A 25905-nucleotide genomic window follows, 5' to 3' on the forward strand; every position below is an offset into this window, starting at 1 on the left:
TGTGTAAAAAAATTTATTTATCCACATCTTGTGGATGACTGACGAACACCATCCGGTCTTGACCCGCAAGATCTTTTACTACGGTGACTTCTTTGTTGGGAAAAGCGGCTGCAAACAGTTGTTGAACGGCGGGTCCTTGCTGAAAGCCGATTTCTAGCGCCATTTGCCCACTTGGCGCCAAACACTTCGGTGCTTGCTGTGCTAATTGTTTATAGATCGCTAACCCTTGTTCTTGAGCAAAAAGCGCCATTTTAGGCTCTTTTTCCCGTACGCTGATATCCATCAGCGGCCACTCTTCAGCACTGATATACGGCGGGTTGGAAATGATCAGATCCCATTGCTGATCTGCCACAGGTTCTAAAGTATTTCCTTGGAAAAAGCGGATCTCTGCGCCTAAGGTTACCGCATTTTCTTTAGCAACGGCTAATGCCTCTGCTGAAAGATCCACGGCACTTACGGTCCACTGGGGACGTGCCAATTTTAAGGCAATGGCGATCGCTCCAGTACCTGTACCGATGTCTACGACTCGTAGTGGCTGATCTGCTGGTACTTTTGCCAAACACTTTTCCACCAACTCTTCGGTTTCTGGACGCGGGATCAAGGTTGCAGGAGTCACTTTTAAGCGATGCCCATAAAATTCTTCATACCCCAGTAAATATTGCGGGGGTTCATGCTGTAGCAGCTGTTCAAGATCTGCTGCGATCTGTGCCTCATCTTCCCTTAGGATGGGTTGGTCCATCTGCAGCAGCCAATCGAGTTGCTGCCAGTTTTTTCGCTGTAAAAACAGGTATTGGATCGCATACCCGTCCAGCCCTTTCGTTTCTAAAAAAGAAGAAGCCCGTGAAAGGACTTCTCGATAGGTTTTAGCCATTTTGCATCTCATCTAATTTTGATGTTTGATCGTAAACGATCAGTGCATCAACAATTTCATCGAGTTTTCCAGCTAAAATTTGATCCAATTTTTGAATAGTCAACCCGATACGGTGATCTGTTACGCGGTTTTGTGGGAAGTTATAGGTCCGAATCCGTTCAGAACGATCGCCGGTACCCACTGCTGATTTACGGTTTGCATCGTATTCGCTTTGTGCTTCTTGCTGCATTTGGTCATAGACCCGTGCCCGCAAGACTTTCATCGCTTTCTCACGGTTTTTCAGCTGTGAACGCTCATCTTGCATCGCAACAGCGATCCCTGTTGGCAAGTGCGTCAAACGAACAGCAGAAGCTGTTTTGTTGACGTGCTGACCACCAGCACCAGAGGCATGGTAAATATCGGTTCGAATATCTTTGTCTGCGATATCGATTTCGACTTCTTCTGCTTCAGGCATAACCACGACCGTTGCCGTAGACGTATGGATTCGGCCTTGTGATTCGGTAGACGGTACCCTTTGCACTCGGTGGGCGCCGCTCTCATATTTCAATTTTGAAAAGACGTTGTCGCCAGTGATCATCATGATGACTTCTTTGTAGCCGCCGATCCCAGTGACGTTGGCATCCATGACTTCGACTTTCCAACCTTGGTTTTCCGCATATTTTTGATACATATTGAAAAGATCGCCAGCAAATAAGGCTGCTTCATCGCCGCCTGCTGCACCACGGATCTCCATGATGATGTTTTTGTCATCATTCGGATCTTTTGGCAATAACAAGATTTTGATGCGTTCTTCTAAAACATCTTTTTCTTTTTTCAAGTCAGAGAGTTCTTCTTTGGCCATCTCTGCCATTTCCGCATCAAGGTTTTCCCCAAGCATTTCTTCGGTATCCTTGATTCCTTCAACGACTTCTTTGTAACGGCGGTAGACTTCCACCGTTTCCCGTGTATTGGCTTCTTCTTTTGAAAGCTGCATGAAGCGTTTGGTGTCAGAGATCACGGCTGGATCACTTAGTAATTCGCCTAATTCTTCGTAACGGTCTTCGATTGCTTGTAACTGATCGTACATTGATTATTCTCCTTCTTTTTTCATTCCCGGGTGAAAGTAATGCTTGCGGCAAACTGGATAATACGCTTCATTGCCGCCGATTTGTACTTGATCGCCCTCGTAAACGGGTTTTCCGTCGATATAGTGCAAGTTCATGGTTGCTTTTTTATGACAGAACCAGCAGATGGTTTTCATCTCTTCGATTTTATCTGCGTAAAGCAGCAAGTATTTTGAGCCTTCAAATAATTCATTACGGAAATCATTTTTCAAACCGAAGGCCATCACAGGGATACCTAACTCATCCACGATTTTGGTGAAAGCCAGCACGTGATGCTTCTTTAGGAACTGCGCTTCGTCGATCAAAATACAATAAGGTTTATAACCCAGGTCTTTGATCAAATGGAACAGATCCGTTTCATCAAAAATCGGGATCGCGTCTCGTTCTAAGCCGATGCGACTCGAAACATTTCCCACGCCACTTCTCGTGTCCAATCCGCTTGTCATGATCACGACTGGTTTATCTTGTTCTTCATAGTTGTGAGCAACTTTCAGTATCTCGATCGTTTTCCCACTATTCATTGCGCCATATTTAAAAAAAAGCTGTGCCATCTCGCCCATCCTTCCTCATACTCCTTTGGTATTATACTTGAAAAAGGAGAATTTTTACAGACTTAAATTCGACACATGCCGCCTTTTACGCAAGAGTTTTACGAAAAGTTAACGGATTTTTTTCCGCCAGCATCTCTTACTCGTTTCTGGCTTTTTGGGCCACTTCTGCCAATACTTGACAAGCCAGTGGGTATTCTGGATTTTCATTCCCATTGATATCTGTTGCAATGATCGCAAATCCAAGCTGCTGATAGAGCTTGATTGCTGCGTGGCTCCAAGTTTGCGTATGAAGATACATCGATTCATTGGCTGCCTCCAAGACAGAAACGACTTGCGTGACCAAGCCGCGAGCGATCCCTTGGCGTTGGGCTTGCGGCATTACTGCTACCCAATGGACTAGTGGAACCAGTGTGCCGTCTTGCTTGGCTTTTTTCCAAGCGGTAGCCGTACCGACCGGTGTACCTGATTGATCAAGGGCAAAAAACATTCGCTGTCCTAGCTGTGCTTGCTCGGGCATAAATTCCTTTTCAAAATACGCCAATGCCTCGGCCTCATTGTCAAACTCTCCGACGGATGTTTCGATCCGTGCCCAGTGCCTTTCGTCTCCTGCTTGGTAGCTGCGTAGCGAATAGTTATCGGATTGAAGGGGCTGGATCGGTGTGTTTTTGTGCGCTCGCTTCATCCAGATTTCTGCATATGGAATTGATTTATCTAACATTGGTTGTGCCTCTCTCTCATTGGTTTTTTCCTTGTTCAAAGGTTTATTTGAGAATCAATTTGGAATCAATCATGTAATTTCTTTACTAGAAAAATTTCTGTTAGCTGATTTTGCGTATGGGCGATTCTCCCAATTTCGTCATAACCCATTCGCTGATAAAAATCTGGCGCTTGAAAATCAAAGGTCGCCGTCTGACAGTTTTCACAGCCAAATGCTTTCAACTGCTGTTCAAGATCCGTAAGAATCTGCTTGCCATACCCTTTTCCCCGCTCGGATGCTTTGACCCACAGGGTGTCAAGATAGCCGATATGATACATTGAGGCGTAGGCAATGCCACCAGCAATCACCACACCCTCTTTTTTGATTACACTGCTAAAGTTCTGATAGGTCTCTGTTTGTGTAAATGGTTTTTGGTGCTTTGTGTAAGCTGTTAATGCTGTTTCTAACGCAGCCAATTCTTGGTCTGTTCCTTGTTCAATGATTCGCGTCATATTCAATCACTCCTTCTTGTTTCTTGATAATCTGCGATGATCTGATCGACCGTTTCTGCTATCGTTAGGCCTTCTTTGATCAGTCTTTCCTCTGAAGATCCTTTTGGGAAAAGCAAGTCTCGCTCAAGCCACCATTTACGCATCGTTTCCTCGGAAAAATAGTCTCGCTGCATTCGGGTCTGATGTCTTTTGACCGTTTCCTCAAAAGAAAGATCAAAATAATAAACTAGCTTTTTTTTGGGAAAGAGTTTCATTAGAAAGTCGAGAAAGTCTTGGTATTTTTCACGAGAATAAATTCCTTCAACAAGTACCACCGGCACTTTCCCCTTCGCATATAGGACAGCTTTTTTCATCAAACCGCTGGCTAAATTATTAGGGGTATCTTTGACACAAAAAATTTCTCGCCGAAAAACATCTTGTGAAATCAGCACTGCCTCTTCCCCAAAAACGTGCTGAACAGCTTTGGCAATAGTGGTTTTGCCGCTGCCAGAATTACCTCGAAGTAAAATCAAAATACTTTCCATGCAAACTTCCTTTCTTCATTGCCCTGTTTTCTAAGCATATCTCTTGTTTTTCTCTACTAGAAGCATACCATAGAAGCAAAGGAGGAATACCTATGAAAGATACGGCAATTTTTGCTGGCGGTTGTTTTTGGTGCATGGTGAAGCCTTTTGATTCGCTGCCAGGCATCCTCAAAGTGGTTTCTGGCTTTACTGGTGGCCATGTGCCTAACCCAACCTACCAACAAGTAACGACAGGTACCACCGGTCACACCGAAGCAGTTGAGATCACCTTTGATCCTGAAGTCATCTCTTATGAAGAATTGGTTGCCATCTATTGGCAACAGACAGACCCCACAGATGCGTTTGGTCAGTTTGCCGACCGTGGTGATTCCTATCGTCCAGTGATTTTTTACAATAGTGAAGAACAAAAAGCGATTGCGGAAAAATCAAAGGCGCAGTTGCAAGCTAGTGGCCGCTTTGACCGTCCGATCGTAACGAAGATCGAACCAGCAGAACCTTTTTATCCTGCAGAAGACTATCATCAAGATTTTTACAAAAAAAATGCAGCCCATTACAATGCTTATAGCGAAGGCTCCGGTCGAGCCGGCTTTATTCGCCAAAACTGGGCTTAACTTTTTGGGGAACGTTCCTTACAATTCATCACTAACAGCCGATCTGCCTCGTCAGCAGATCGGCTGTTTTCTGTTTTTTTTTGCCAAAAGGAAATTGACAGTCAGGGCATTTTCGCGATACACTGATTAGAAAATTCTGACGATTATAAAGGAGTGTTTGTTTGATGTTAGCCAATGAAGTCCGTCCAGGTCCTAATCGGTATATTACGGGCGATGGGGTCTTAACTGATTTGCCGGAGTATTTACGAGAGTTCCAAGAGGTAGCAGTAATTACTGGGGAGCAGTCATTCGATGTGTTTTCGAACTATTACCCTCATTCATTCGACTACCCGATCTACCGCTACGATGGATCATCGAGTTATGAAAATGCGCAAACCTTAGCTGAAGCGATTCAGCAAGCAGATGCCGTGGTGGCAATCGGCGGTGGCAAGGTCGCTGATACAGCAAAAATCACCGCCCAAACCCTTGGTGCAGAATTGATCGTGATCCCTACATTGGTTTCTAACTGTGCCCCCTTCACCCCGGTGATCGTCGCCTATTACCCCGATCATACGATTTGTAAAATCGACTATGCCAAAAAAGGTGCCTACATGACGATCGTCGACACCCGTTTTTTACTAGCCACACCTGTTGATTACTTTATCGCAGGGATCGCTGATACCTTAGCCAAATATTATGAAATGGAAGCCATCGTCCGCAACATGGCAGAAGACGACAAGACTGCCTTAGTACGGCTAGGTTTCCAAAGCGCTCTTTTGATCAAAAACTTGCTGATTGCCGATGCGATCCAAGCCGTCAAAGACTTAGAAACCGGGCAGCTGACCCCCGCCTTTGCCCGCATCACCGATGCGATCATTGCTTTGGCAGGCGAAGTTGGCGGTTTTGCAGTCGAATTTGGCCGCACGTCCGGTGCGCATGCGCTGCATGACGGCTTGTCTTATTTGAGTGAGACCCATAGCGTCTTGCACGGCAACAAAGTCGCCTACTGCATTTGGGTCCAGCTTGCCTATACCAATGATTTTGATGTGATTGAAAAATTACGGCCGTTTTACGAAGCTTTGCACTTGCCAATGAAGCTGAAGGATCTCCACGTGACGCGCCTTGATCGGGATTACTTCGCCTCGGTTCTGACCTATGCTGTCAAAGAAGAAGAAACCTTTATTTTGATCGATCCTGCGATCACACCCGAAAAAGTCTATCAGGCGATCGAAGCGGTGGAGGCGCTGTAAACCGTACACATTGCTAAACAACTTTATAATAAAAAAACTGTTTCCCTAATGCATTTCGGAAACAGTTTTTTTATTTGATGAAACAGACACGCAGTAGCGATCCTGGCTGCGCATATTCTTAGCGGGCGACAGCAACTGGCGCATTGCCCATCACTGCACGACTTCACCCAATAGCCCGTTTTCTAAGCAGTAATGATAAATGCCTTCCTCGGCTACGTGACCGATCACTTCGTCGGCGATTGCTTTTAACTTGTCCGAAGCATTGTCCATTGCTAGACCCCAGCCGACTGCCTCCAGCATCTCAATATCATTGTTGCCATCCCCAAAGGCAATGGCTTCGGATTTATCCAAGCCATAGTAAGCCAGCATTTTGGCAATGCCGCTTCCTTTTCCGCTGCTGGCTGGAATAATATCGACTGCCCGATCCCACCAAGCGGTGATTTTCGCCTCTGTGGTATTTGCCATCACTTTGGCGTAGTCTTCTTTCCCTGAGCCAAGCATCACTTGGAAAATGTCTTGCTGCTGGATCACCTCATCAAAATCTTCTGCCACGATCACTTCTTGGTGGGCAAAGGAAAAATACTCAACTAAATCAGCATCTTTGCCATTGGCAACCGTTCGGTCCTTCGTAGCGATCGCTACTGGACGCTTGAGTGCCGTGGCATTTTCTATGATTTGCTGAACATCTTTTTTAGGAATGGGGTTTTGGTGGATCCCCTCGGCTTGATTAAAACAATACGATCCGTTAAAGGTCAAAAACGCATCAAAGGTCACGCCTTCAAATTGCGGCAACGCGATGGGACTTCTGCCAGTCGCAATGCACAACAGGATCCCTTGCTTCTTCAAGGCTTTTAATGTGGCTAACATTCTTTCAGAGATTTGCTTTTTGCTCATATCGATCAGTGTGCCATCAACATCGAAAAAAATAATTTTTACGTCTTTCATGATCTTCCCCATTTCCGTCTCGATTTTCAAAAAATTTGATACGCTTTTTTGTCCGCTTTCTCGCTATTGTTCCGTGCGGATCGTCGCTGTTATCTTTTACTTCTTTTATCTTCTCATAAATTGCTAGCGTTTTCTTCTGAAATCGAGAAATCCTTACTGATTTGCTTCGAGTTTTTAAGTTTCTTAAACAATCAAGCTGCCGCAAGAAGCACAGTCTGATCATTTCTTCTCAACGACACTTTCCAAAAGCTTTTCCTTGCACAATTTCTGCTGCTCATAAATTCTATCCTGCTTTCTTTCAAATCTACTTGGTTCTTTGGTATACTGGGGATAGTTTATTTAGTGAGGGGTTTTTTGTAATGAACTTTACCCGCTTTGCTCGCTTGACACAGCGCAGGAGCAAAACATTTATTTCCCAGAATGTGTCTTCGATCCAAGTGATCGTTTTTTATTATATCGTGATGACGGTGGTCTCTTTGGGGCTTTTTTCACTCCCCTTCTTTCGGGAACCCGGCTCTCATGTCGCGTTTATCGATCTGTTCTTTATGGCGGTCAGCACGGTCAGTGTCACAGGGTTGACTACCTTCCCGATCAATGACGTATTTAACGACCGCGGGGTCATTTTATTGGAAGTCCTCTTTCAAGTCGGTGGTTTAGGGATCATGATGATCTCGACCTTTTTTGCGATCGTTTCACGGCGCAAAATCAGTTTAAAGCAGCGCCAGTTGATCATGACGGATATGAACCAGCCGAAGCTTAGCGGGATCGTTCGGATGATTCGAACGACGTTTACCATCATTTTAGTTTGTCAGTTGGTAGCAGGCACGATCTTCGCTGTTTATTTTCATCTTTACGGGTATTATGACAATTGGCGAGACGCGATCTTTTATGGGTTTTATCAAGCGATCTCTGCTGTGACCAACTCTGGCTTTGATGTGACGGGCAATTCCATCTTGCCGTTTTCCCATGATTATTTCTTCCTGACGTGTATCATGATTTTGATTTTTATCGGGGGGATCGGATTTCCAGTGATCATGGACTTTCGGGAATGGGTCCTTTTTAAAATGAAAAAACAACGCCGCCGCTTGCCTTTTCGCTTTTCTTTGTTCACAAAAATTGCTGTTTTGGCTTTTGTGATCCTCTTTGTCGGCGGCACATTGGCGATTTTTTTCCTTGAGAAAGATTATTTATTCAAAGATTACAGCTTTAGTGGTATGTGGATGAACAGCATGTTTTATTCTATGACAACGCGGAATGCTGGCTTGCAGATCCATGACTTAGGCAACTTCCAAACCACGACGTTGATCGTTTTCTCCTTGCTAATGTTTATTGGTTGTAGTCCCAGCTCTGTTGGTGGCGGGATTCGGACGACGACCATTGCCATCATTGGGCTGTACCTCTATGCCTTCTTAAAAAGTGAGGACAATATCAATATCTTTGGTCGCCGCATCGATCAAGATGACGTCCGCAAATCGGTGGTAGTCTTCATGCTTTCGATGGGCATGTGCTTCTTTTGTGTCTTATTCTTGACCGCCATCGAGGATATTCCTTTGATTGCCATCATTGTTGAAGTTTCCTCGGCCTTTGGAACCACAGGGCTTTCTTTAGGAATCACGGGCGATTTATCAACTATTGGCAAACTCGTGATTGCTCTTTTGATGTTTATTGGCCGTGTCGGTATGCTGTACACTTTGATGTTATTCGTACCAAAAGAAACACGTGACTTAGGTTACGAGTACCCAACGGAAAAAATCATTATCGGTTAAAGCAGCAGCAAACCTGACAGAAGGTTTGCTGTTTTGCTTTTCAAGCCTTTGATCAGCGCAAGTAAAAGAGCCATTTATCAGAATGGTCTTTGCAGAAATTTAAAGAATCGCAAAAGCAATTTAACCTTTTTCTTGGTATATGGTATGATAAATTGAATTTGCACAATGAAAGCATTCGCTCTAATGGAGGGTTACATTATGGGAATACGAAGTCATCTGGCTGTTTCAGTCGGTAAGACCTCTCAATGGGTATTAAAGAACTTTTTCAAAGGCGGCTCAAGCCTGCCTGGTAAATTAGCATTAAAAGTTGATCCACATATATTAGATCATTTGGCGAAAGATTACCAAGTCGTCGTGATCACAGGCACCAACGGCAAAACATTGACAACTGCCTTGACTGTCAATATTTTGCGCCAAGAATTTGATGAAGTATTGACGAACCCCACCGGCGCCAATATGGTCCAAGGGATCGTTTCAACCTTTCTATCGGCACGCCCTAAAAAAGGCAAAAAATTTGCGGTTTTAGAAATTGATGAAGCCAGTCTCAGCAAAGTAACGAAGTACATCAAACCGGAATTGTTCGTTTTCACCAATATTTTCCGTGATCAAATGGACCGTTATGGCGAGATTTATACGACCTATAAAATGATCGTTGAAGGTGCCGCAAACTCACCGGAAGCAACGATCCTCTGCAATGGGGATTCGCCACTGTTCAATTCGGTGGCAACTGTCAATCCGCGAAAATACTATGGATTTGATCATTTGCCAGATGAAGAGCAGATGGCCCATTACAATACGGATGGCGTGTTGTGTCCTGAGTGTCATCACATTTTGCATTATAAAATGATCACCTATGCCAATCTTGGAAAATACTACTGCCCAAATTGCGGCTTCCATCGACCAGAATTGGATTATAAACTGACGGAAATGACCGCAATGGACAACACCTCTGCTGATTTTGTGATCGATGGCAATGACTATCGCATCGAAGTCGGTGGGATGTACAATGTCTACAATGCGCTGGCGGCAACTGCGGTTGCGGAATATTATGGCGTAGCACCTGCAAAAATCAAAGCTGGTTTGGCCTATGACGAAAAAGTCTTTGGTCGCCAAGAAGTGATCCGCATCGGGGACAAAGAATGTACGTTAGTCTTAGTTAAAAACCCTGTTGGTTTGAACCAAGTCATTGATATGATCGGCCTGTCACCCTATCCTTTCTCGCTAGTCAGCTTGTTGAATGCCAACTACGCAGATGGGATCGACGTCAGCTGGATTTGGGATGGCGACCATGAAGCGTTTGCCGATATGGGGATTCCTCAAGTGATCGCTGGTGGTGATCGTCACAAAGATATGGCGTTGCGGCTAAAAGTTGCAGGGATCCCTGAAGAGAAAATCATTGAAACCCCTGAACTTGATGACGTCATCAAGCAAATCGCAGACTTACCTACAGAAAAAGTCTATATTTTAGCGACTTACACTGCAGTCTTGCAGCTACGCAAAAAACTTGCGGAAAAAGGCTATATCAAAGGAGGAATGAGTCGTGACTAAGTATCAACTGAATGTTGCCCACTTGTATGGAAATCTTTTGAATACTTATGGCGACAACGGCAATCTCTTGATGCTGCGCTACGTGGCCGAAAAATTAGGCGTGACCTTCAACGCAGAAGTCGTCAGCATTCACGAGCCCTTCGATCCTGAAAAATATGATCTCGTCTTTTTCGGTGGGGGACAAGATTTTGAACAAGTGATCGTTTCACAAGATATCCAATCAAAAAAAGAAGCCTTGACCAGCTATATCGAAAATGATGGCGTCATGCTGGCGATCTGCGGCGGCTATCAATTGCTGGGTCATTACTACATCGGTGCCAACGGCGAGAAAATCAATGGGATCGGCGCCTTGGATCATTACACCTTGAGCCAAGAAAACAACCGGTTCATCGGTGACATCGTGATCCACAATGAAGAATTCGATGAGACCTACTATGGCTTTGAAAACCATAATGGTCGTACTTTCTTAGGTAAAGGGGAAAAACCATTGGGGAAAGTCATCCAAGGACAAGGAAACAATGGTGAAGACCAAACCGAAGGCGTGGTTTACCGCAATGTGTTCGGCTCTTACTTCCACGGACCGCTTCTCGCAAGAAATGAGCATTTGGCAGAGCGCTTGATCCGCACCGCCCTTGCCAATCGTTATGGCAACGTCGAAATTTAAATACACGTACGTAGCAAACAAACCTGTTTTTCGCAGGTTTGTTTTTTTATGGGAAATTTCCCCACAGTTGCCACCTTTTCTCTTTGTTTGCTTCTACGTTCCTATGCTGCCTCGTTTTATTGTAACCGCTATCTTTCTTTTCTATACTGAGGTTGTAGTAAAAATTGAAAGGAGATGTTAAGAAATTATGATGGAAAAAGTTCAGCGGTTTGGCGGTGCGATGTTTACCCCGGTCCTCTTGTTTTCCTTTTCAGGGATCATGGTCGCGCTGTGTATTATCTTTAAAAATCCGATGCTTGTGGGGAGCATCGCCACTGAAGGCTCTACTTGGAACAACATTTGGACGATCATTGAAAACGGAGCGTGGACGGTCTTCAACCAAATGGAATTATTATTTGTCATTGGATTACCGATCGGTCTCGCAAAAAAAGCCAATGCGCGAGCGGCAATGGAAGCCTTTGTCGTCTATATTACTTGTAATTATTTTATTTCTGGCATGATCGAGTACTTTGGTAACTTCTTCGGTGTCAACTTTGCAGCTGATCCCGGCGGTGAGAGTGGCTTGAAAATGATCGCTGGCATCAAAACATTAGATACTGGTATTATCGGAGCAATTTTTATTTCGGCGATCGTCGTCTATCTTCACAACAAGTTTTTCGATACGAAGCTGCCTGATTTTCTCGGAATCTTCCAAGGCTCTTCCTTTGTCGTGATCCTCGGTTTCTTTTTAATGCTGCCAGTTGCTTTCTTGATCGCATTGATTTGGCCGAAAGTCCAAGCTGGCATTGGGTCCATGCAAGGGTTTCTAGCAAGTGCTGGGGTCTTTGGGGTCTGGCTCTATACTTTCTTAGAGCGAATATTGATTCCCACAGGTCTCCATCATTTCGTGTATACCCCTTTTGTTTTTGGTCCCGCTGTCGTCGAAGAAGGAATCTCCAAATACTGGATGGCACATTTACAAGAATTTGCCCAATCCACCAGACCATTGAAAGAGCTTTTCCCTGAAGGGGGCTTTGCTTTACATGGCAATTCTAAGATCTTTGCTGCTCCAGGGATCGCTGCTGCTTTTTATTTCACAGCCAAGCCTGAGAACAAAAAGAAGGTCTTAGCGATTTTGATCCCTGCCACTTTAACTGCCGTTTTAGCTGGTATCACCGAGCCATTGGAATTCACCTTCCTCTTTATCTCACCACCCCTCTTTGCGGTGCACGCTGTTTTAGCAGCGACCATGGCGGCAACGATGTTTGCCTTCGGGGTCGTTGGAGATATGGGGGGCGGCTTGATCGATCTGTTAGCGAAGGTCTGGATTCCGCTATTTCAAAATCATCGCAGTATGATCTTCACGCAGCTGGTGATCGGGTTAGCCTTTACTGCCCTTTATTTCCTTGTTTTCCGCTTCTTGATCCTCAAATTTAAGTTAGCCACACCAGGACGGGAAGAAAACAATAGCGAAGTCAAACTGTACACCAAAAAAGATTACAAAGAAAAACAAGCCAACACTGGAACTCCAGTGATTGCTGGTGCCAATCGCTACACCGAACAAGCCGCAGTCTACTTAGAAGGGTTTGGCGGTCGCGACAACATTGATAAAGTCACTAATTGTGCCACTCGCCTAAGAATCACCGTCAAAGATCAAGACCAAGTGCTGCCAGATGATATCTTTAAAGGCGCTGGTGCCCATGGTGTCGTTCGCAACGGCAACGCCTTCCAAGTGATCGTTGGCCTGGATGTGCCACAAGTGAGAGAACAATTCGAAAAATTATTAGCTGTATCAGACTAAGGAGGAAACAAAAATGAAAAAATTTTCAATCGTGATCGCCGGAGGCGGCAGTACTTTTACCCCAGGAATCGTCTTGATGCTTTTGGAACACTTGGATCGTTTTCCGATTCGCCAAATCAAGTTTTACGACAATTTGGAAGAACGACAAGAAAAAGTGGCACAAGCTTGTGAGATTTTATTGAAAGAACGTGCACCCGAAATCAGCTTTTTAGCAACCACTGATCCCGAAACCGCGTTTCAGGATGTCGATTTTGTGATGGCGCATATCCGAGTTGGCTTGTATGCAATGCGCGAAAAGGATGAAAAAATCCCTTTGAAATATGGTGTGGTCGGCCAAGAAACTTGTGGTCCTGGCGGGATCGCTTATGGGATGCGTTCTATCGGCGGTGTATTGGAGTTAGTCGATTATATGGAAAAATATTCTCCTGATGCGTGGATGTTGAATTATTCCAATCCTGCAGCGATCGTCGCAGAAGCTACTCGTAAATTACGCCCTGATGCTAAGATCATTAATATTTGTGATATGCCAGTGGGAATCGAAGAGCGGATGGCGCAAGCGATCGGCTTAGCTTCTCGTAAAGAATTGGTGGTTCGCTATTATGGCTTGAATCACTTTGGCTGGTGGACAGATATACGAGACAAAGCTGGCAATGATTTGCTGCCACAGATCCAGGCGCATGTGGCAAAATACGGCTATTCATTGCCAGAAGAAATCGAAGCGAGCCAACATGCTGATGCCAGCTGGATGCACACCTTTGCCAAAGCAAAAGAAGTGTACGAGGTTGATCCATCCACTTTGCCAAATACCTACTTGAAGTATTACTTTTTCCCTCAAGATGAAGTGGCGCACACCAACCCATCTTTTACACGGGCAAATGAAGTCATGGCTGGCCGCGAAAAACACGTCTTTGGTGAATGCCAACGCATCGTAGAAAACCAAACAGCGACTGACACCACGCTTGAAGTGGATGAACACGCCAGCTACATTGTTGACCTTGCACGAGCGATTGCTTATAACACGCAAGAACGGATGCTGTTGATCGTGCCTAACGAAGGAGCGATCGTCAACTTTGATGAGCAAGCAATGGTAGAAGTGCCTTGTATCGTCGGCAGTAACGGAGCAGAACCAATCACACAAGGCAAGATCCCTCGCTTCCAAAAAGGATTGATGGAACAACAAGTAGCCGTAGAAAAATTAGTCGTGGAAGCTTGGGCAGAGGGTTCTTATCAGAAGCTATGGCAAGCACTGATTCTTTCAAAAGTGGTCCCAAATGCCCGTGTAGCCAAAGAATTACTCGATGAATTGATTGAAGCAAATCAAGCCTTTTGGCCAGAATTACACTAGCCAGCGTTCTTCGCCTCCCCTCCTGGCTTTTCAGCTATACTTAATCCATAAGGAGGGGTTTTTGTGAAATTACAGTATTTGATTCAACAGCACCAATCGGAGTTAAGTGAACTTGATCGTGGCATTCTGAACTATATTCTTTCCAACGGCGATACCGTTTTATCTATGGGGATCGTCGAGCTATCCGAGCAGGTTCACGTCTCAAAGTCATCTATTTTACGGTTGACGAAAAAACTTGGTTTTTCTGGCTATTCCGAGTTCAAATATTTTTTACGGCATCAGCAAGAACAGATAACAACGATTTCGCAGCAAAAAACGATTTTTGAAAAACAACAAGAGGATATTTTCGCCACCCTCAACTATTTAAAAACGGTAGACTTAGCTGCCCTCAACCGCTTGTTTGACCGCAGCAAAACCATCTACTGCTACCCAACTGGGTTTTCCCAAAAGAAAGCACTGGAGGAGTTTTCCAAAATGATGCTTTCTATGGAAAAACGAGTGATCGTATTGCCGAACAAAACGGAATTTGATATGGTCATGCCGATGATCACTGCCGAAGATTGTGTGATCATCGCCTCACTCAGCGGCGAAACAGAAAACGTCAAAGAGAATCTGACGACTTTTGCGATTCGTCAGATTCCCGTTTTGACATTGAGTGCGCCAGGAGATAATTATTTTGCTCGCCATTCAACGTTCCATCTGACCTATTATTGCGATTTTTTTCAAATCGGCCGCAAGAAAATCCCTAGTCAGTCTTTGATCGGACTGAGCTGCTTGATTGATTATTTGATCCGTTCCTACGGACTATTCACTTTACAGGAGGGCAACCATGACTAAACGAAAATGGGCGTTTCCATTGATTTTACTGAGTTATTGGCTTTTGATCGCCGGTGCTTACTATCTTTATCTTTCCTTGACTGCCTTCAACCATGGGATGACCTTTGCCCAGTACCTCAACTCGCAACCGTTAGCCGCTTTAGGGGTCTTGTTAAGTAGTCTCCTTTTGCTGCAAGGGGCTTGCCTGTACTTTATTCAACGGTTTTCCATGAGTAAAAAAGGCCTTTTGGGACAGTATTTATTCCTGATCTTCTTCCAGCAGTTACTGACAGCGAATGTCATCGGCGCAGGACTCGTCTTTTTTACAAGAAGAAGTCTTTCGAGTCAGGAGGAAAACGCAACTTGGGGCGAAAAGAGTTTTACCTATGGGGCATTAGCATTCATTCTTTTATTGAGTTTATTCTTTTTCCTCCTTGTTCGATCAGCGATTTAACTTCCCCCCCAAAAAAAGCAGTGCCGGTTGGCACTGCTTTTTGCTGTCGTTTCTGCTAGTTTGGCTCTGTTTTTGAAGCAAAAACCACTTTGATTCCAAAGTGATCGCTGACGATCGGAGTACGCGTTCCGTCAAAAACGACTTCATATTCCGTTGCTTGCAGGTCATTGGATGCAAAAACATAATCGATCCGCAATGCTTCTCGATTGTCTTGCCAACCATCAATAGCTTTAACGACAGAGGCTTCACCGATCGTTTCGGTAGCCGTTAAAAAGCTGTCTTGCAGCTGTAAGGAGCTGTCAAGGACGAGTTGATGACCAGAACTGGCCGCATCGTTGTTGAAATCTCCTAGGATCAATAAGGTATCTGCCCGTTCTGCTAAAAATGCTTCTGTCTGTTGCCACTCGTAGGCAAATTTACCGTCTTGCCACCAAGAAAAATGACAGCTAACGACTTGTACGATCTGTCCATCGGCTTCAGTCACGCCGCTCAGGTTTTTGCGTGTGGTATGATCCCAGACATCCGTGGCTTGTGAAGCAAGGTATTCTTTGGCAATGATGGGCTGTTTGGACAATAAGGCATTGCCTTCGTGGTAAATGTCATAGCCTACGTGACTGTAGGTCCATGACCAGTAGTAATCACAGTCTAACAGTTGCAGTTCTTCCACTAGGCGTAAAGCAAAATTGTCCTCCTTGATTTCCACCAGCGTATCTGTGGGGCAATAAAGCCCATCAGGAACGATGGTTTGAGCAGCGATCGTTTGGTTGACTTCTTGCAAGGCGATGATGTCATAGTCGCCTGTTGCAATCTCTTTGGCGATCATTTTGCATTTTTCGAGCTGATTTTCTTCTAACCAGCTATGGGTGTTCAATGTTAATACCTTCATGAATAAGGCTCCTTCTCTCGGTTTGCTTGTACGATTCCTTTAAAAAATAAAAGAGAGCGGGTCAACAAAAGAGTCGACCCGCTTGTCATTTTATTATAATTTTACGATTCCAACAACTGCGGCTGCTTGTTGCTTACCGATTTGGGTCAATTCAAAGGAATCGATTTGATCGCTGTTGGTCAACACTACAACGATGGTGGTGTCTTTGCCAGCAGCACTTACTGCAGCGAGATCCATCTCCGCTAACTTGTCACCTACCGCCACTTGTTGTCCTTCAGTGACAGCTACCGTAAAGGGGGCACCGTTTAAGTCAACGGTATCTAAGCCCATGTGAACCAATACTTCGATGCCTTCATCAGAAAGCAAGCCAATCGCATGTTTCGTTGGGAAGATGTTGGTGACTTTCCCGCTGATTGGTGCGACAACTATCGTCTGCTCTGGGCGCACGCCATAACCGTCACCCATCATTTTTTCCGCAAACACTTGGTCTTTGACAGAGGTGATCGGCATCACTTCTCCAGTGGCAACGGCAGCTAGTTCAGCGGTCACGCCTTGGCTTTGGTGGGTAGTGGTTTCTACTGGTGCTTGACTAGCCGTCGGTTCGGGAATCGTGACACCAGAATCTAAGATATCTTGAATGTCTGATTTTAAAACATCTGCTTTCGGTCCATAGACTGCTTGCACGCCGTTGTCTTTTACGATCAAGCCTAAAGCCCCTGCGGCTTTCCATGCTTTTTCATCGCCGACCGCTTCTCGATTTTTCACAGAGACCCGTAAACGGGTCATACATGCATCAACGTCGGCGATATTTTCACGTCCGCCTAATAAATGAATGATTTTCACGACTTGCGAATCTGGGTTCAAATTGCCATCCGCCGAAGCTGTTGCTGGCGCATCGCTGGCTCCTTCTGTTTCGTAGTTGCCGTTTCTACCTGGTGTTGCAAAGTTGAATTTTTTGATCAAGAAGTTGGCCAAGAAATACATCCCAACACCAAAGACGATGGTCACTAACACAAAGTTGATCAAATCTTGTCCTAAGCCGGCATTGATCGCCATTGGGGTACGGGTCAACAACTCGATATTCCCAAAAGAGTGGACCCGTAAGTTGACGATATCCGCCATCGCAAACGCAGCCCCTTGTACGACTGCATAAACGATGTAAAGCGGTACGGCAGCAAACATAAACATGAACTCCAACGGTTCCGTTACCCCTGTCAAGAAGACAGCGATGGCAGCTGATAAATACATAGAGGTATATTTGTGCCGTTTGTCCGCATCGACATTGCGATACATGGCATAAGACAAGCCCATCAAGATCCCAGAGGAACCAATCATTTGTCCAACTTTAAAGCGGGCAGGAACAAAGTTTTCCAATAAAAATTGATATTGTGACGTATCGCCAGCATTGCGCATGTTCACTAGATCCGTTGCCCAAGCAAGCCATAAGGGGTCTTGTCCAAAGACTTGGGTGCCGGCTTGTGCTCCAGAAAGAATCGTGTAGGTTCCACCTAATTCGGTGTAATTGATCGGGATCGTCAGCATGTGATGCAGCCCGAATGGTAAGAGCAGCCGCTCCAAGGTTCCAAACAAGAACGGTGCTAAAACGGGCGCACTTTCTTGTGATTGCGCGATCCATAAACCGAAATTATTGATACCGGCTTGAATGTAAGGCCAAACGATCGATAATACTAATGCGACGACCACTGAACGGGCAATCACCACGAAAGGGACGAAGCGTTTGCCGTTAAAGAAGGAAAGCGCATCCGGTAATTTGCGGAAATTATAGTATTTGTTATAGGCTGTTGCCCCCACAAAACCGGCGATGATCCCGACAAAGACGCCCATGTTCAAAGCCGGTGCTTCTAGTACACTAGTAAAGAAGCCGTCGATCATGATCTTTGTCCCAAACAACGTATGAGTGAAGGCGCCTTCTTCGGTTAACATCGCGCTTGTCACGCCAAAGATCGAACCAGTGATCCGGTTGATCAAAATAAAGGCGATCCCAGCAGCAAATGCCCCACCAGCTCGCTCTTTTGCCCAACTACCACCAATAGCTAATGCAAATAATAAGTGCAGGTTACCAATAATTGCCCAACCAATGTTTTCAATGACGCCTCCTGTAGTGATCAAAAATGCCCAGTCGGCATTGATCATTGGGATCGTTTTCCCAATACTGATCATCAAACCAGCGGCTGGCATAACAGCGACAACCACCATTAGCGCTTTTCCGAATTTTTGCCAAAATTCGAAGCTCAATAATTTTTTCATCTTCCTTCTTCCTTCCCTGAATCGATTTACGCAATCGGTTTCTTAATGATTTCATTCTAACGGAGAAAAAAGATTTTGTAAACCCAGAAATATCAAAAGGTATTCTATTCGCTTTTTCGCCTTTATCTAACTGAATCTTTCCTTCTTTATGTTTCCCAACAGGAAAATCTACAAACGCAACAACTTTCACTTGACGATGCAATCGTTTGCGCTTATGATAGAGATATCAAAAAGATTCTGGAGGGACTTTCATGAAAAAAATCCAACGATTGTTCGAGATCGATCCATGGAAAATCGCGACATCTACCTTAGATAAAGAAAATCGTCGACTGCAAGAGTCGCTAACAAGCATCGGGAATGGCTACATGGGAATGCGCGGCAACTTTGAGGAACAATATAGCGGCGACCATCACTTAGGTACTTATATCGCAGGTGTCTGGTACCCAGACAAAACCCGTGTTGGCTGGTGGAAAAACGGCTATCCTGATTATTTTGGCAAAGTGATCAACGCGGTCAACTTTATTGCGATGGACCTATTTGTCAACGACCAGTTAGTCGACTTAGCAAAAATCAGCCCAAGTGATTTCTATTTAGAACTAGACATGGAAACTGGGATTTTGCGCCGTAACTACACTGTGTCTTTGGCAGGTGCAACGGTTAAATTCTCTTTTGAACGCTTCTTGAGCATCGTAAAACGTGAACTTGCCCTCATTAAGATGGATGCTGAGATCATTGAAGGCGACGCTGAGATCAAAGTCGTTTCTAAACTAGATAACAACGTCCATAACGAAGACAGCAACTACGACGAACGTTTCTGGGAAGAATTAGATCATGGCCAAACCGAAACCTTCCATTACTTGACCACTCGGACTGTAGAAAATAATTTTGACATTGAACGCTTCACTGTCACTTCTGCTATGCGTCATAGCCAAACACCGATCGATTCCGTGAAAAGCGAACTTTGCGTCGCTGATACCTTTGCTTTTTCTGGGGCAGCCGGTGACACCTTCTCATTGATCAAAGAAGTCTTGATCGTTACGAGTCGTGATGTTCCCGCTCATGATCATCCAGCAAAAGTCACCGAATTAGGCACTTTATACAAAGCAGATTATGATGCGTTGCGTGCAGAACAAGTCGCTGCTTGGAAAGCCCGCTGGGATTTAGCTGATGTGATCATTGAAGGCGATGCTGCGGCGCAACAAGGGATTCGTTTCAACCTGTTCCAATTGTTCTCAACCTATTATGGTGAAGACGAGCGTCTGAACATTGGACCGAAAGGCTTTACTGGTGAAAAATATGGCGGTGCGACTTACTGGGATACCGAAGCCTATGCAGTCCCATTGTATTTGGCATTAGCAAAACCAGAAGTGACCCGCAACTTGTTGAAATACCGTCACAACCAATTGCCGCAAGCCCATATCAATGCGCAAAAACAAGGCTTAGCAGGTGCCCTTTACCCAATGGTGACCTTCACTGGGATCGAATGCCACAATGAGTGGGAGATCACTTTCGAAGAAATCCACCGAAATGGTGCCATCGCTTATGCCATCTACAACTATACGAATTATACTGGCGATACAAGTTACCTGAAAAAAGAAGGATTAGAAGTGTTAAGCGCGATCTCACGTTTCTGGGCAGATCGTGTCCACTATTCAAAACGCCAGCAAAAATACATGATCCATGGCGTTACAGGACCAAACGAATACGAAAACAATATCAATAACAACTGGTACACCAATAAAATGGCTACTTGGGTCTTAGCTTATACCTTAGCCAGCTATGAAGCCTTCAAAGACGAAGCGACTGTCACGATCTCAGACGAAGAACAAGCTAAATGGCAAGACATCATCGACAATATGTACTTCCCAGAAGACCAAGAGCTTGGTGTGTTCGTCCAGCATGATACCTTCTTAGACAAAGACTTGATGCCCGTTTCCGATCTTGATCCAAAACACTTGCCGTTAAACCAAAATTGGTCGTGGGATCATATCTTGCGCTCTTGCTTTATCAAGCAAGCCGATGTTTTGCAAGGGATCTACTTCTTCGGCGATCAATTCAGCAAAGAAGAAAAACAACGGAACTTTGATTTCTATGAGCCGATGACAGTGCATGAATCTTCCCTTTCCCCAAGTATTCATGCGATTTTGGCAGCGGAATTAGGTATGGAAGAAAAAGCGTTGGAAATGTATGAGCGGACTGCTCGTCTTGATTTGGACAATTACAACAATGATACCGATGATGGCTTGCACATCACTTCTATGACCGGCAGCTGGTTAGCGATCGTTCAAGGCTTTGCTCAAATGAAAACCGATCACGACCACTTAGGGTTTGCGCCATTCTTACCTAAAACGTGGAGCCGCTATGCCTTCCACATCAACTATCGTGGACGTCTGCTCTTCGTTTCCGTCAATGAGTCGACGGTGACTTTGAAAAAAATCAGCGGTGAGGCATTGCCAATCAAGGTGTATGGCAAAGACTATGTTTTAGAAGACGAAATCAGTACAGCGATTAACTAAACAAGCCTTCTGAAAGAAGAAATGTCTGCATTTCTTCTTTCTTTTGATTGGCTCTACCCTTGTGCCGACACTTTGTGATACTATAAGCTAAAAAAGGAGGGAAATCAGTGAGCATTACGGTCAAAGATGTCGCCAAAAAGGCTGGCGTCGCTACATCCACGGTTTCTCGTGTCGTAAACGATCATCCCAGCATTTCTGAAGATACCAAGAAGAAAGTGCGCAAAGTAATGGCAGAAATGGGCTATGTCCCCAATCTTGCAGCTCGAAATCTCGGCAAACAGATATCCAGTGCCATCGGCGTGATCTTGCCGCCTCTTGATTCGAAAGAACGACTAGGAAACCCCTTTTATTTAGAAACGATCGAAGCCATCAATGAAGAGGCCCGCCATCATCAAATGACGGTTGCCGTTGCCTCCGCCCGTGACTTTGCTACATTACTAAAAAACGTGGAACGGATGCACCTGCAAAAACAAGTAGATGGCTTTATTTTGGTCTATTCCGATGAAAAAGACCCCATCATCGATTATCTGGTCGAAAAAGAAGTCCCCTTTACCTTGATTGGTCAACCATACAGCAATGAAGACAAAATCGTTTTTGTCGATAATGACAACCAGTTGTTAGGCAAGCAAGCAACCGAGCATCTGATCGCCCAAGGGCATACGAAGATTTTATTTGCTACTAATACGACCCATGAAAATCTGTATTTCGAGCGTTTCTTCGGCTACCAAAAAGCCATGATGCTGGCAAATCTTCCCTTTTATCCAGCATTGACCTTTGAAAAAGCAGAAGATTACGTCACGTTTGAAGAAACGATCAAAGAATCCCAAGCAACGGCCATCGTCGTGATCGATGATCTGTTTGCTGTGCGGATTATTCAATTAGCGACGATGTATGGCTACAAAGTTCCCGACGATTTATCCATCATCAGTTTCAACAATTCGATCTTTGCTACTTTGACACACCCGTATTTGACTAGTATCGATATCAACGTGTTGTCCTTAGGAAAAATCGCTACCGAACGGCTGATGGCGCAATTGAATCATGAAGATTCAAACGGCGTACAGCTGGTCGTACCACATAAGCTGATCAAACGAGAAACGGTCTTGAACCGCAATCAGTTGAACTGATCCACTGTGTTTGGTCCACTTCCCCCACACGCAAAAGCACCCGCTGTCCCTAAGGATAGCGGGTGCTTTTCATATTTTTATTTATACTCTTTGCTTTCCAGGCGGAACAATGGACTCATTGGTGTATTTTCGTGAATGCGGCGAACGGCTTCCCCCATCAATTCAGCACAAGAAATGTAGTGCAGTTTTTCTGGATGGCGTTCTTCGCTGGTCCAACAAGAATCGGTGACACAAATCCTTTCAATCGCTGATTGATCCAAAATTTCTTTAGCTGGCGGCGAAAGTAAGGCGTGAGACACACAAGCATACACTTCGCTGGCACCAGCTTCCTTCAACAAGTCTGCCGCTTTTGCCAATGTATGGCCGGTATTTAAAATGTCATCAACTAAAATACATTTTTTCCCAACGACATCACCAATCACATAGCCGCCATCGGCTTCATCTTGATCGACGATCGCGATCGCTGTATCTAAGTATTCTGCCAAACTACGGGTCCGTTGGACACCGCTGTTTTTTGGTGAAACAACGACATAGTCGTCACCAGTCATTTTTTGTTCGCGATAATAATGGGCAAACAATGGGATCGTAAAGAGATTATCCACTGGGATGTCGAAAAATCCTTGAACTTGAACGGCATGCAGATCAAGCGTCAAAATCCGAGAAGCCCCTGCTTCCACCAGCATATTGGCAATCAATTTTGCAGTGATCGGCTCATGCGGGTTGGCAGTTCGGTCTTGCCGTGCATATGCGTAATAAGGCAAAACGACATTGATGGTCTTCGCACTAGCCCGTTTCATCGCATCGATCATGATCAACAACTCTAAATAATGATCATTGACGGGTTCATTCGTCGATTGAATGATATAAATATGGTCGCCCCGCACACTTTCTTCAATATTGATGGCAATCTCTCCATCACTAAACTGTGTCACTTTTGACTTCCCTAGTTCTGTACCGAAAACTTTCGCAATGTTTTCTGCTAATGGTAAATTTCCATTTAAACTAAAAATTTTCAACGAACTATCTTTATAACTTTCGCCCATGATTGCCTCCAATGAATGTGGTTGTTTTCTTCTATTCTAGCACAAAGTGACTGTTTTTTTAACCTTCTCGTTCAAGGAAGTGTGACGGTACCGTTTACCCAACTGGCGGGAATCACTTTTTTGTAGTTACCCCAGTTGTCATGAACTTTAAAATAGCGTTCTCCGCTGGCGGTTTCAGCGTAGGCGTAAGCCACGACCCAATGATTGCCATATGTGCTACCTAAAGGCTTCAAAATACCGATGATCACCGGTTTACCTTCGTCGATTCGTTTGCACGCTCGATGCCAACCGCCAACAACGGTCGCACGTCCGCGGTAAGGCAATTGGAATTGATCGAAAAACCGAGTCAATCCATGACTGACTTGCCAAGCGATCGTCGGCAACCCATGAGGCTGAATCAGCACACGCAGCATTTCCGTCACTACTGTCAGATCCCGCTGTTTTTTTCTGCGAAACGCTTTCGGGATGATCGTTTCATCGATGTAATCTTGATAGTAGGCCAAAAAGACGGCTGCCGCATAGGTGCCGCATAAATACCCTGAAGGAGTGACCCACTGCTTATACGGACGAAACCGCTCTTCGGCGATCCCTTTCCACTCTACTTGTTCCATCTCGTTCACCTGCCTTTTTTCTTATTATACCTTAGATTCTCCTCCTACTTGGATCAAAACCCTTTTTCGTCTAGAAAACTTTTCTTTGCGTCCTTACAGATTTTGTTTCATAATAGTAGAAAGCGAGAGGAGCGAAAGACATGACAACCTTGTTAAAAGATGATTTTTATGACTATGTAAATGGCGAGTGGCTGGAGACCGCTGTTATTCCAGCAGATAAACCCGCTACGGGTGGATTCCAAGATCTCGTTGACGGAATCGATTCCTTAATGATCGCAGAATTTGAAAATATGGCACACGATCCCCATGCTACGCCAAAAGGCCGTATGAAGGATGCTGTGGCTTTTTACCGCTTAGCCAGCGATTTTGCCCAACGAGAGGCAGCGGGCGCTACTGAAGCAAATGCACTATTAGCAAAAATCGAAGGATTGCGTTCTTATGAGGAATTGAATCAGCAACTGGCAAGTTTCGTTTTAGATGGTATCGCCTTACCTTTTCAACTAGATGTCGATGCAGACATGAAAAATGCGCAAATGAATACTTTATCGGTCTATCCGCCTGCTACTATTTTGCCGGATAAAACCTATTACACAGAAAATCCCCAAGCAGGCGAAATGCTACAAGTCTACTTTGAGATGGCCGTCAACGTGTTAGTTGCTTACGGAAAAGACCAAGCAGAAGCGGAATCGTTGGTAGAGCAAGCGATCGCATTTGATAAATTGATCGCCCCTCACGTCCGCAGTGCGGAAGAAAGTGCGGATTATAGCAAAAACTACAATCCTCGCTCCTTGGAGGAATTTGCAAAGCAAGCTAGCAAGATCGATTTTAGACAACTCTTGACGGCCCTTTTACCAGGTACACCGGAAGAGCTGATCGTAACGGAACCCGCTTACTTTGAAGCCTTTGACATTATTGTTTCTGATAGCCATTTTGAACTCTTGAAAGGCTGGATGATCGTCAACCAAAGCTTGCGCTATACTAGTTATCTGAGTGAAGAATTGCGTCAGTTAGGCGGAACCTACAGTCGCTACTTATCAGGGATCGATGAAGCGGCTCCCCAACAAAAAGCGGCTTATTACTTAACGATGGGTCATTTCAGTCAAGTGATCGGTGATTATTATGGACGCAAGTACTTTGGGGAAACAGCGAAAAAAGACGTCAAACATATGGTGGAAACAATGATTGCTGTCTACCAAGAGCGTTTGCGCAACAACACGTGGTTAAGTGAAGAAACCCGCCAAAAAGCGATTATCAAATTGAATCGTTTAGGTATCCATGTCGGGTACCCTGATCAAGTTCCTGTCATTTATGACCAGTTGCATACCGATGAAGAGAAAAGTCTGCTGGCAAATGCCCTGCATTTCAATCGTTTGTTCCGAGAAGATGCCTTCAAAAAATGGCAGCAGCCCGTGGATCGTGAGGAATGGGAAATGTCCGCCGCTACCGTGAATGCCTACTATCACCCATTTAAAAACGTGATCGTTTTCCCAGCGGCAATCTTACAAGCACCCTTTTATAGTTTGGAGCAATCCACCAGCGCAAATTATGGGGGGATCGGCGCGGTCATTGCTCATGAGATTTCCCACGCCTTTGACAACAACGGGGCAAAATTTGATGAATATGGTAATTTAAACAATTGGTGGACAGAGGAAGATTTGGCCCACTTTGAACGCTTAGCTCAAGCGATGATCGACGAGTTTGATGGCCTGCCCTTTGCCGGCGGTACCGTCAACGGCACATTGACTGTTTCTGAAAACATCGCCGACGCAGGCGGACTAAGCTGTGCGCTAGAAGCAGCGCAAAAAGAAAGCGATGTTTCTTTAGCAGACTTCTTCACCAATTGGGCAAAGATCTGGCGTACAAAAGCCAAAGAACAATACCAACAGCTCTTACTGTCGATCGATGTCCACGGACCAGCTAAACTACGGGCCAATATCCAAGTTCAAAATATCGATGAATTCTATACAACCTTTGATATCAAACCTGGTGACCCTATGTATCGTGCACCAGAAGATCGTGTGCAGATTTGGTAAACAAA

At 44.8% G+C, this 25905-nt stretch carries 23 protein-coding genes; 12 read left to right on the forward strand and 11 right to left on the reverse strand.

Annotated elements, in window-relative coordinates; all coding sequences use genetic code 11:
- Positions 1-13 precede the first annotated feature (13 nt).
- The 6 genes from prmC to IGI84_RS13780 all read right to left on the reverse strand — a co-directional run bounded on the left by prmC (position 14) and on the right by IGI84_RS13780 (position 4258).
- Positions 14-871, reverse strand: a complete 858-nt coding sequence (gene prmC, locus IGI84_RS13755) for a peptide chain release factor N(5)-glutamine methyltransferase (RefSeq protein ID WP_220426498.1) — start codon at positions 869-871, stop codon at positions 14-16.
- Positions 864-1937, reverse strand: a complete 1074-nt coding sequence (gene prfA / locus IGI84_RS13760) for a peptide chain release factor 1 (RefSeq protein ID WP_005227884.1) — start codon at positions 1935-1937, stop codon at positions 864-866. Before prfA ends, prmC begins: the two co-directional genes overlap by 8 nt.
- Before the next feature lie 3 nt (positions 1938-1940).
- Positions 1941-2525: a thymidine kinase gene (locus IGI84_RS13765; RefSeq protein ID WP_005227882.1), complete on the reverse strand. Its 585-nt coding sequence runs from the start codon at positions 2523-2525 to the stop codon at positions 1941-1943.
- Between the two features lie 136 nt (positions 2526-2661).
- A complete protein-coding gene (locus IGI84_RS13770; RefSeq protein ID WP_220426499.1) occupies positions 2662-3243 on the reverse strand; it encodes a GNAT family N-acetyltransferase in 582 nt (193 codons plus the stop codon).
- A 65-nt stretch (positions 3244-3308) separates the two neighbouring features.
- Positions 3309-3734: a GNAT family N-acetyltransferase gene (locus IGI84_RS13775; protein WP_077452298.1), complete on the reverse strand. Its 426-nt coding sequence runs from the start codon at positions 3732-3734 to the stop codon at positions 3309-3311.
- 2 nt (positions 3735-3736) lie between these two features.
- Complete coding sequence (locus IGI84_RS13780) at positions 3737-4258, reverse strand: AAA family ATPase (RefSeq protein ID WP_220426500.1); 522 nt, start codon at positions 4256-4258, stop codon at positions 3737-3739.
- 92 nt (positions 4259-4350) lie between these two features.
- On the opposite strand from IGI84_RS13780, the gene msrA reads away from it, so the two are divergent.
- Both msrA and IGI84_RS13790 read left to right on the forward strand, forming a co-directional pair.
- The gene (gene msrA, locus IGI84_RS13785) at positions 4351-4869 is read left to right on the forward strand and encodes a peptide-methionine (S)-S-oxide reductase MsrA (protein WP_077452300.1); all 519 of its coding nucleotides are present in this window, start codon (positions 4351-4353) and stop codon (positions 4867-4869) included.
- Positions 4870-5033: 164 nt separating this feature from the next.
- Positions 5034-6098 carry an iron-containing alcohol dehydrogenase family protein gene (locus tag IGI84_RS13790; protein ID WP_086291623.1) on the forward strand — a complete coding sequence of 355 codons (1065 nt, stop codon included), beginning with the start codon at positions 5034-5036 and terminating at the stop codon, positions 6096-6098.
- A 150-nt stretch (positions 6099-6248) separates the two neighbouring features.
- Here IGI84_RS13790 and IGI84_RS13795 read toward each other — a convergent pair whose 3' ends face one another.
- Positions 6249-7043, reverse strand: coding sequence for an HAD family hydrolase (locus tag IGI84_RS13795; RefSeq protein WP_368255582.1), 795 nt, complete (start codon positions 7041-7043; stop codon positions 6249-6251).
- A gap of 308 nt (positions 7044-7351) precedes the next feature.
- Between IGI84_RS13795 and IGI84_RS13800 the strand changes: the two genes are divergently transcribed.
- From IGI84_RS13800 to IGI84_RS13830, 7 genes are all read left to right on the forward strand, one after another.
- Positions 7352-8809 (forward strand): TrkH family potassium uptake protein, encoded by a 1458-nt coding sequence (locus IGI84_RS13800; protein WP_226818252.1) that lies wholly within the window; start codon positions 7352-7354, stop codon positions 8807-8809.
- A 198-nt stretch (positions 8810-9007) separates the two neighbouring features.
- Positions 9008-10357, forward strand: coding sequence for a Mur ligase family protein (locus IGI84_RS13805; protein WP_077452305.1), 1350 nt, complete (start codon positions 9008-9010; stop codon positions 10355-10357).
- Positions 10350-11021, forward strand: a complete 672-nt coding sequence (locus IGI84_RS13810) for a type 1 glutamine amidotransferase (RefSeq protein WP_005227859.1) — start codon at positions 10350-10352, stop codon at positions 11019-11021. Before IGI84_RS13805 ends, IGI84_RS13810 begins: the two co-directional genes overlap by 8 nt.
- A gap of 187 nt (positions 11022-11208) precedes the next feature.
- Complete coding sequence (locus tag IGI84_RS13815) at positions 11209-12801, forward strand: alpha-glucoside-specific PTS transporter subunit IIBC (protein WP_220426502.1); 1593 nt, start codon at positions 11209-11211, stop codon at positions 12799-12801.
- A 13-nt stretch (positions 12802-12814) separates the two neighbouring features.
- The gene (locus IGI84_RS13820) at positions 12815-14146 is read left to right on the forward strand and encodes a 6-phospho-alpha-glucosidase (protein WP_008379332.1); all 1332 of its coding nucleotides are present in this window, start codon (positions 12815-12817) and stop codon (positions 14144-14146) included.
- Between the two features lie 63 nt (positions 14147-14209).
- Positions 14210-14983, forward strand: coding sequence for a MurR/RpiR family transcriptional regulator (locus IGI84_RS13825; RefSeq protein ID WP_077452306.1), 774 nt, complete (start codon positions 14210-14212; stop codon positions 14981-14983).
- The gene (locus IGI84_RS13830) at positions 14976-15416 is read left to right on the forward strand and encodes a hypothetical protein (RefSeq protein ID WP_005233546.1); all 441 of its coding nucleotides are present in this window, start codon (positions 14976-14978) and stop codon (positions 15414-15416) included. Before IGI84_RS13825 ends, IGI84_RS13830 begins: the two co-directional genes overlap by 8 nt.
- Positions 15417-15471: 55 nt before the next feature.
- Here the strand turns inward: IGI84_RS13830 and IGI84_RS13835 are convergent, their stop codons facing one another.
- Both IGI84_RS13835 and IGI84_RS13840 read right to left on the reverse strand, forming a co-directional pair.
- The gene (locus tag IGI84_RS13835) at positions 15472-16302 is read right to left on the reverse strand and encodes an endonuclease/exonuclease/phosphatase family protein (RefSeq protein ID WP_167821411.1); all 831 of its coding nucleotides are present in this window, start codon (positions 16300-16302) and stop codon (positions 15472-15474) included.
- 93 nt (positions 16303-16395) lie between these two features.
- Complete coding sequence (locus IGI84_RS13840) at positions 16396-18570, reverse strand: PTS transporter subunit IIBC (RefSeq protein ID WP_074536166.1); 2175 nt, start codon at positions 18568-18570, stop codon at positions 16396-16398.
- Between the two features lie 251 nt (positions 18571-18821).
- Between IGI84_RS13840 and IGI84_RS13845 the strand changes: the two genes are divergently transcribed.
- Both IGI84_RS13845 and IGI84_RS13850 read left to right on the forward strand, forming a co-directional pair.
- Complete coding sequence (locus IGI84_RS13845) at positions 18822-21086, forward strand: glycoside hydrolase family 65 protein (RefSeq protein WP_077452310.1); 2265 nt, start codon at positions 18822-18824, stop codon at positions 21084-21086.
- 107 nt (positions 21087-21193) lie between these two features.
- Positions 21194-22213, forward strand: a complete 1020-nt coding sequence (locus tag IGI84_RS13850) for a LacI family DNA-binding transcriptional regulator (protein ID WP_005227844.1) — start codon at positions 21194-21196, stop codon at positions 22211-22213.
- Between the two features lie 77 nt (positions 22214-22290).
- On the opposite strand, the gene IGI84_RS13855 is transcribed toward IGI84_RS13850, so the two are convergent.
- Entirely contained in the window at positions 22291-23256 is a 966-nt protein-coding gene (locus IGI84_RS13855; RefSeq protein ID WP_005233536.1) for a ribose-phosphate diphosphokinase, read from the reverse strand.
- A gap of 71 nt (positions 23257-23327) precedes the next feature.
- The gene (locus IGI84_RS13860) at positions 23328-23867 is read right to left on the reverse strand and encodes a C39 family peptidase (RefSeq protein ID WP_005233534.1); all 540 of its coding nucleotides are present in this window, start codon (positions 23865-23867) and stop codon (positions 23328-23330) included.
- A gap of 140 nt (positions 23868-24007) precedes the next feature.
- On the opposite strand from IGI84_RS13860, the gene IGI84_RS13865 reads away from it, so the two are divergent.
- Complete coding sequence (locus IGI84_RS13865) at positions 24008-25900, forward strand: M13 family metallopeptidase (protein WP_201705375.1); 1893 nt, start codon at positions 24008-24010, stop codon at positions 25898-25900.
- The last annotated feature ends 5 nt before the right edge of the window (positions 25901-25905 follow it).

It is taken from the genome of Enterococcus sp. DIV0008, from assembly GCF_050542615.1.
GTDB lineage: Bacteria > Bacillota > Bacilli > Lactobacillales > Enterococcaceae > Enterococcus_D > Enterococcus_D innesii.

Coding starts and splice junctions, on each gene's coding strand:
- prmC (WP_220426498.1), bottom strand. CDS start 871: ATGGCTAAAACCTATCGAGAAGTCCTTTCACGGGCTTCTTCTTTTTTA.
- prfA (WP_005227884.1), bottom strand. CDS start 1,937: ATGTACGATCAGTTACAAGCAATCGAAGACCGTTACGAAGAATTAGGC.
- IGI84_RS13765 (WP_005227882.1), bottom strand. CDS start 2,525: ATGGCACAGCTTTTTTTTAAATATGGCGCAATGAATAGTGGGAAAACG.
- IGI84_RS13770 (WP_220426499.1), bottom strand. CDS start 3,243: ATGTTAGATAAATCAATTCCATATGCAGAAATCTGGATGAAGCGAGCG.
- IGI84_RS13775 (WP_077452298.1), bottom strand. CDS start 3,734: ATGACGCGAATCATTGAACAAGGAACAGACCAAGAATTGGCTGCGTTA.
- IGI84_RS13780 (WP_220426500.1), bottom strand. CDS start 4,258: ATGGAAAGTATTTTGATTTTACTTCGAGGTAATTCTGGCAGCGGCAAA.
- msrA (WP_077452300.1), top strand. CDS start 4,351: ATGAAAGATACGGCAATTTTTGCTGGCGGTTGTTTTTGGTGCATGGTG.
- IGI84_RS13790 (WP_086291623.1), top strand. CDS start 5,034: ATGTTAGCCAATGAAGTCCGTCCAGGTCCTAATCGGTATATTACGGGC.
- IGI84_RS13795 (WP_368255582.1), bottom strand. CDS start 7,043: ATGAAAGACGTAAAAATTATTTTTTTCGATGTTGATGGCACACTGATC.
- IGI84_RS13805 (WP_077452305.1), top strand. CDS start 9,008: ATGGGAATACGAAGTCATCTGGCTGTTTCAGTCGGTAAGACCTCTCAA.
- IGI84_RS13815 (WP_220426502.1), top strand. CDS start 11,209: ATGATGGAAAAAGTTCAGCGGTTTGGCGGTGCGATGTTTACCCCGGTC.
- IGI84_RS13820 (WP_008379332.1), top strand. CDS start 12,815: ATGAAAAAATTTTCAATCGTGATCGCCGGAGGCGGCAGTACTTTTACC.
- IGI84_RS13830 (WP_005233546.1), top strand. CDS start 14,976: ATGACTAAACGAAAATGGGCGTTTCCATTGATTTTACTGAGTTATTGG.
- IGI84_RS13835 (WP_167821411.1), bottom strand. CDS start 16,302: ATGAAGGTATTAACATTGAACACCCATAGCTGGTTAGAAGAAAATCAG.
- IGI84_RS13840 (WP_074536166.1), bottom strand. CDS start 18,570: ATGAAAAAATTATTGAGCTTCGAATTTTGGCAAAAATTCGGAAAAGCG.
- IGI84_RS13845 (WP_077452310.1), top strand. CDS start 18,822: ATGAAAAAAATCCAACGATTGTTCGAGATCGATCCATGGAAAATCGCG.
- IGI84_RS13855 (WP_005233536.1), bottom strand. CDS start 23,256: ATGGGCGAAAGTTATAAAGATAGTTCGTTGAAAATTTTTAGTTTAAAT.
- IGI84_RS13860 (WP_005233534.1), bottom strand. CDS start 23,867: ATGGAACAAGTAGAGTGGAAAGGGATCGCCGAAGAGCGGTTTCGTCCG.
- IGI84_RS13865 (WP_201705375.1), top strand. CDS start 24,008: ATGACAACCTTGTTAAAAGATGATTTTTATGACTATGTAAATGGCGAG.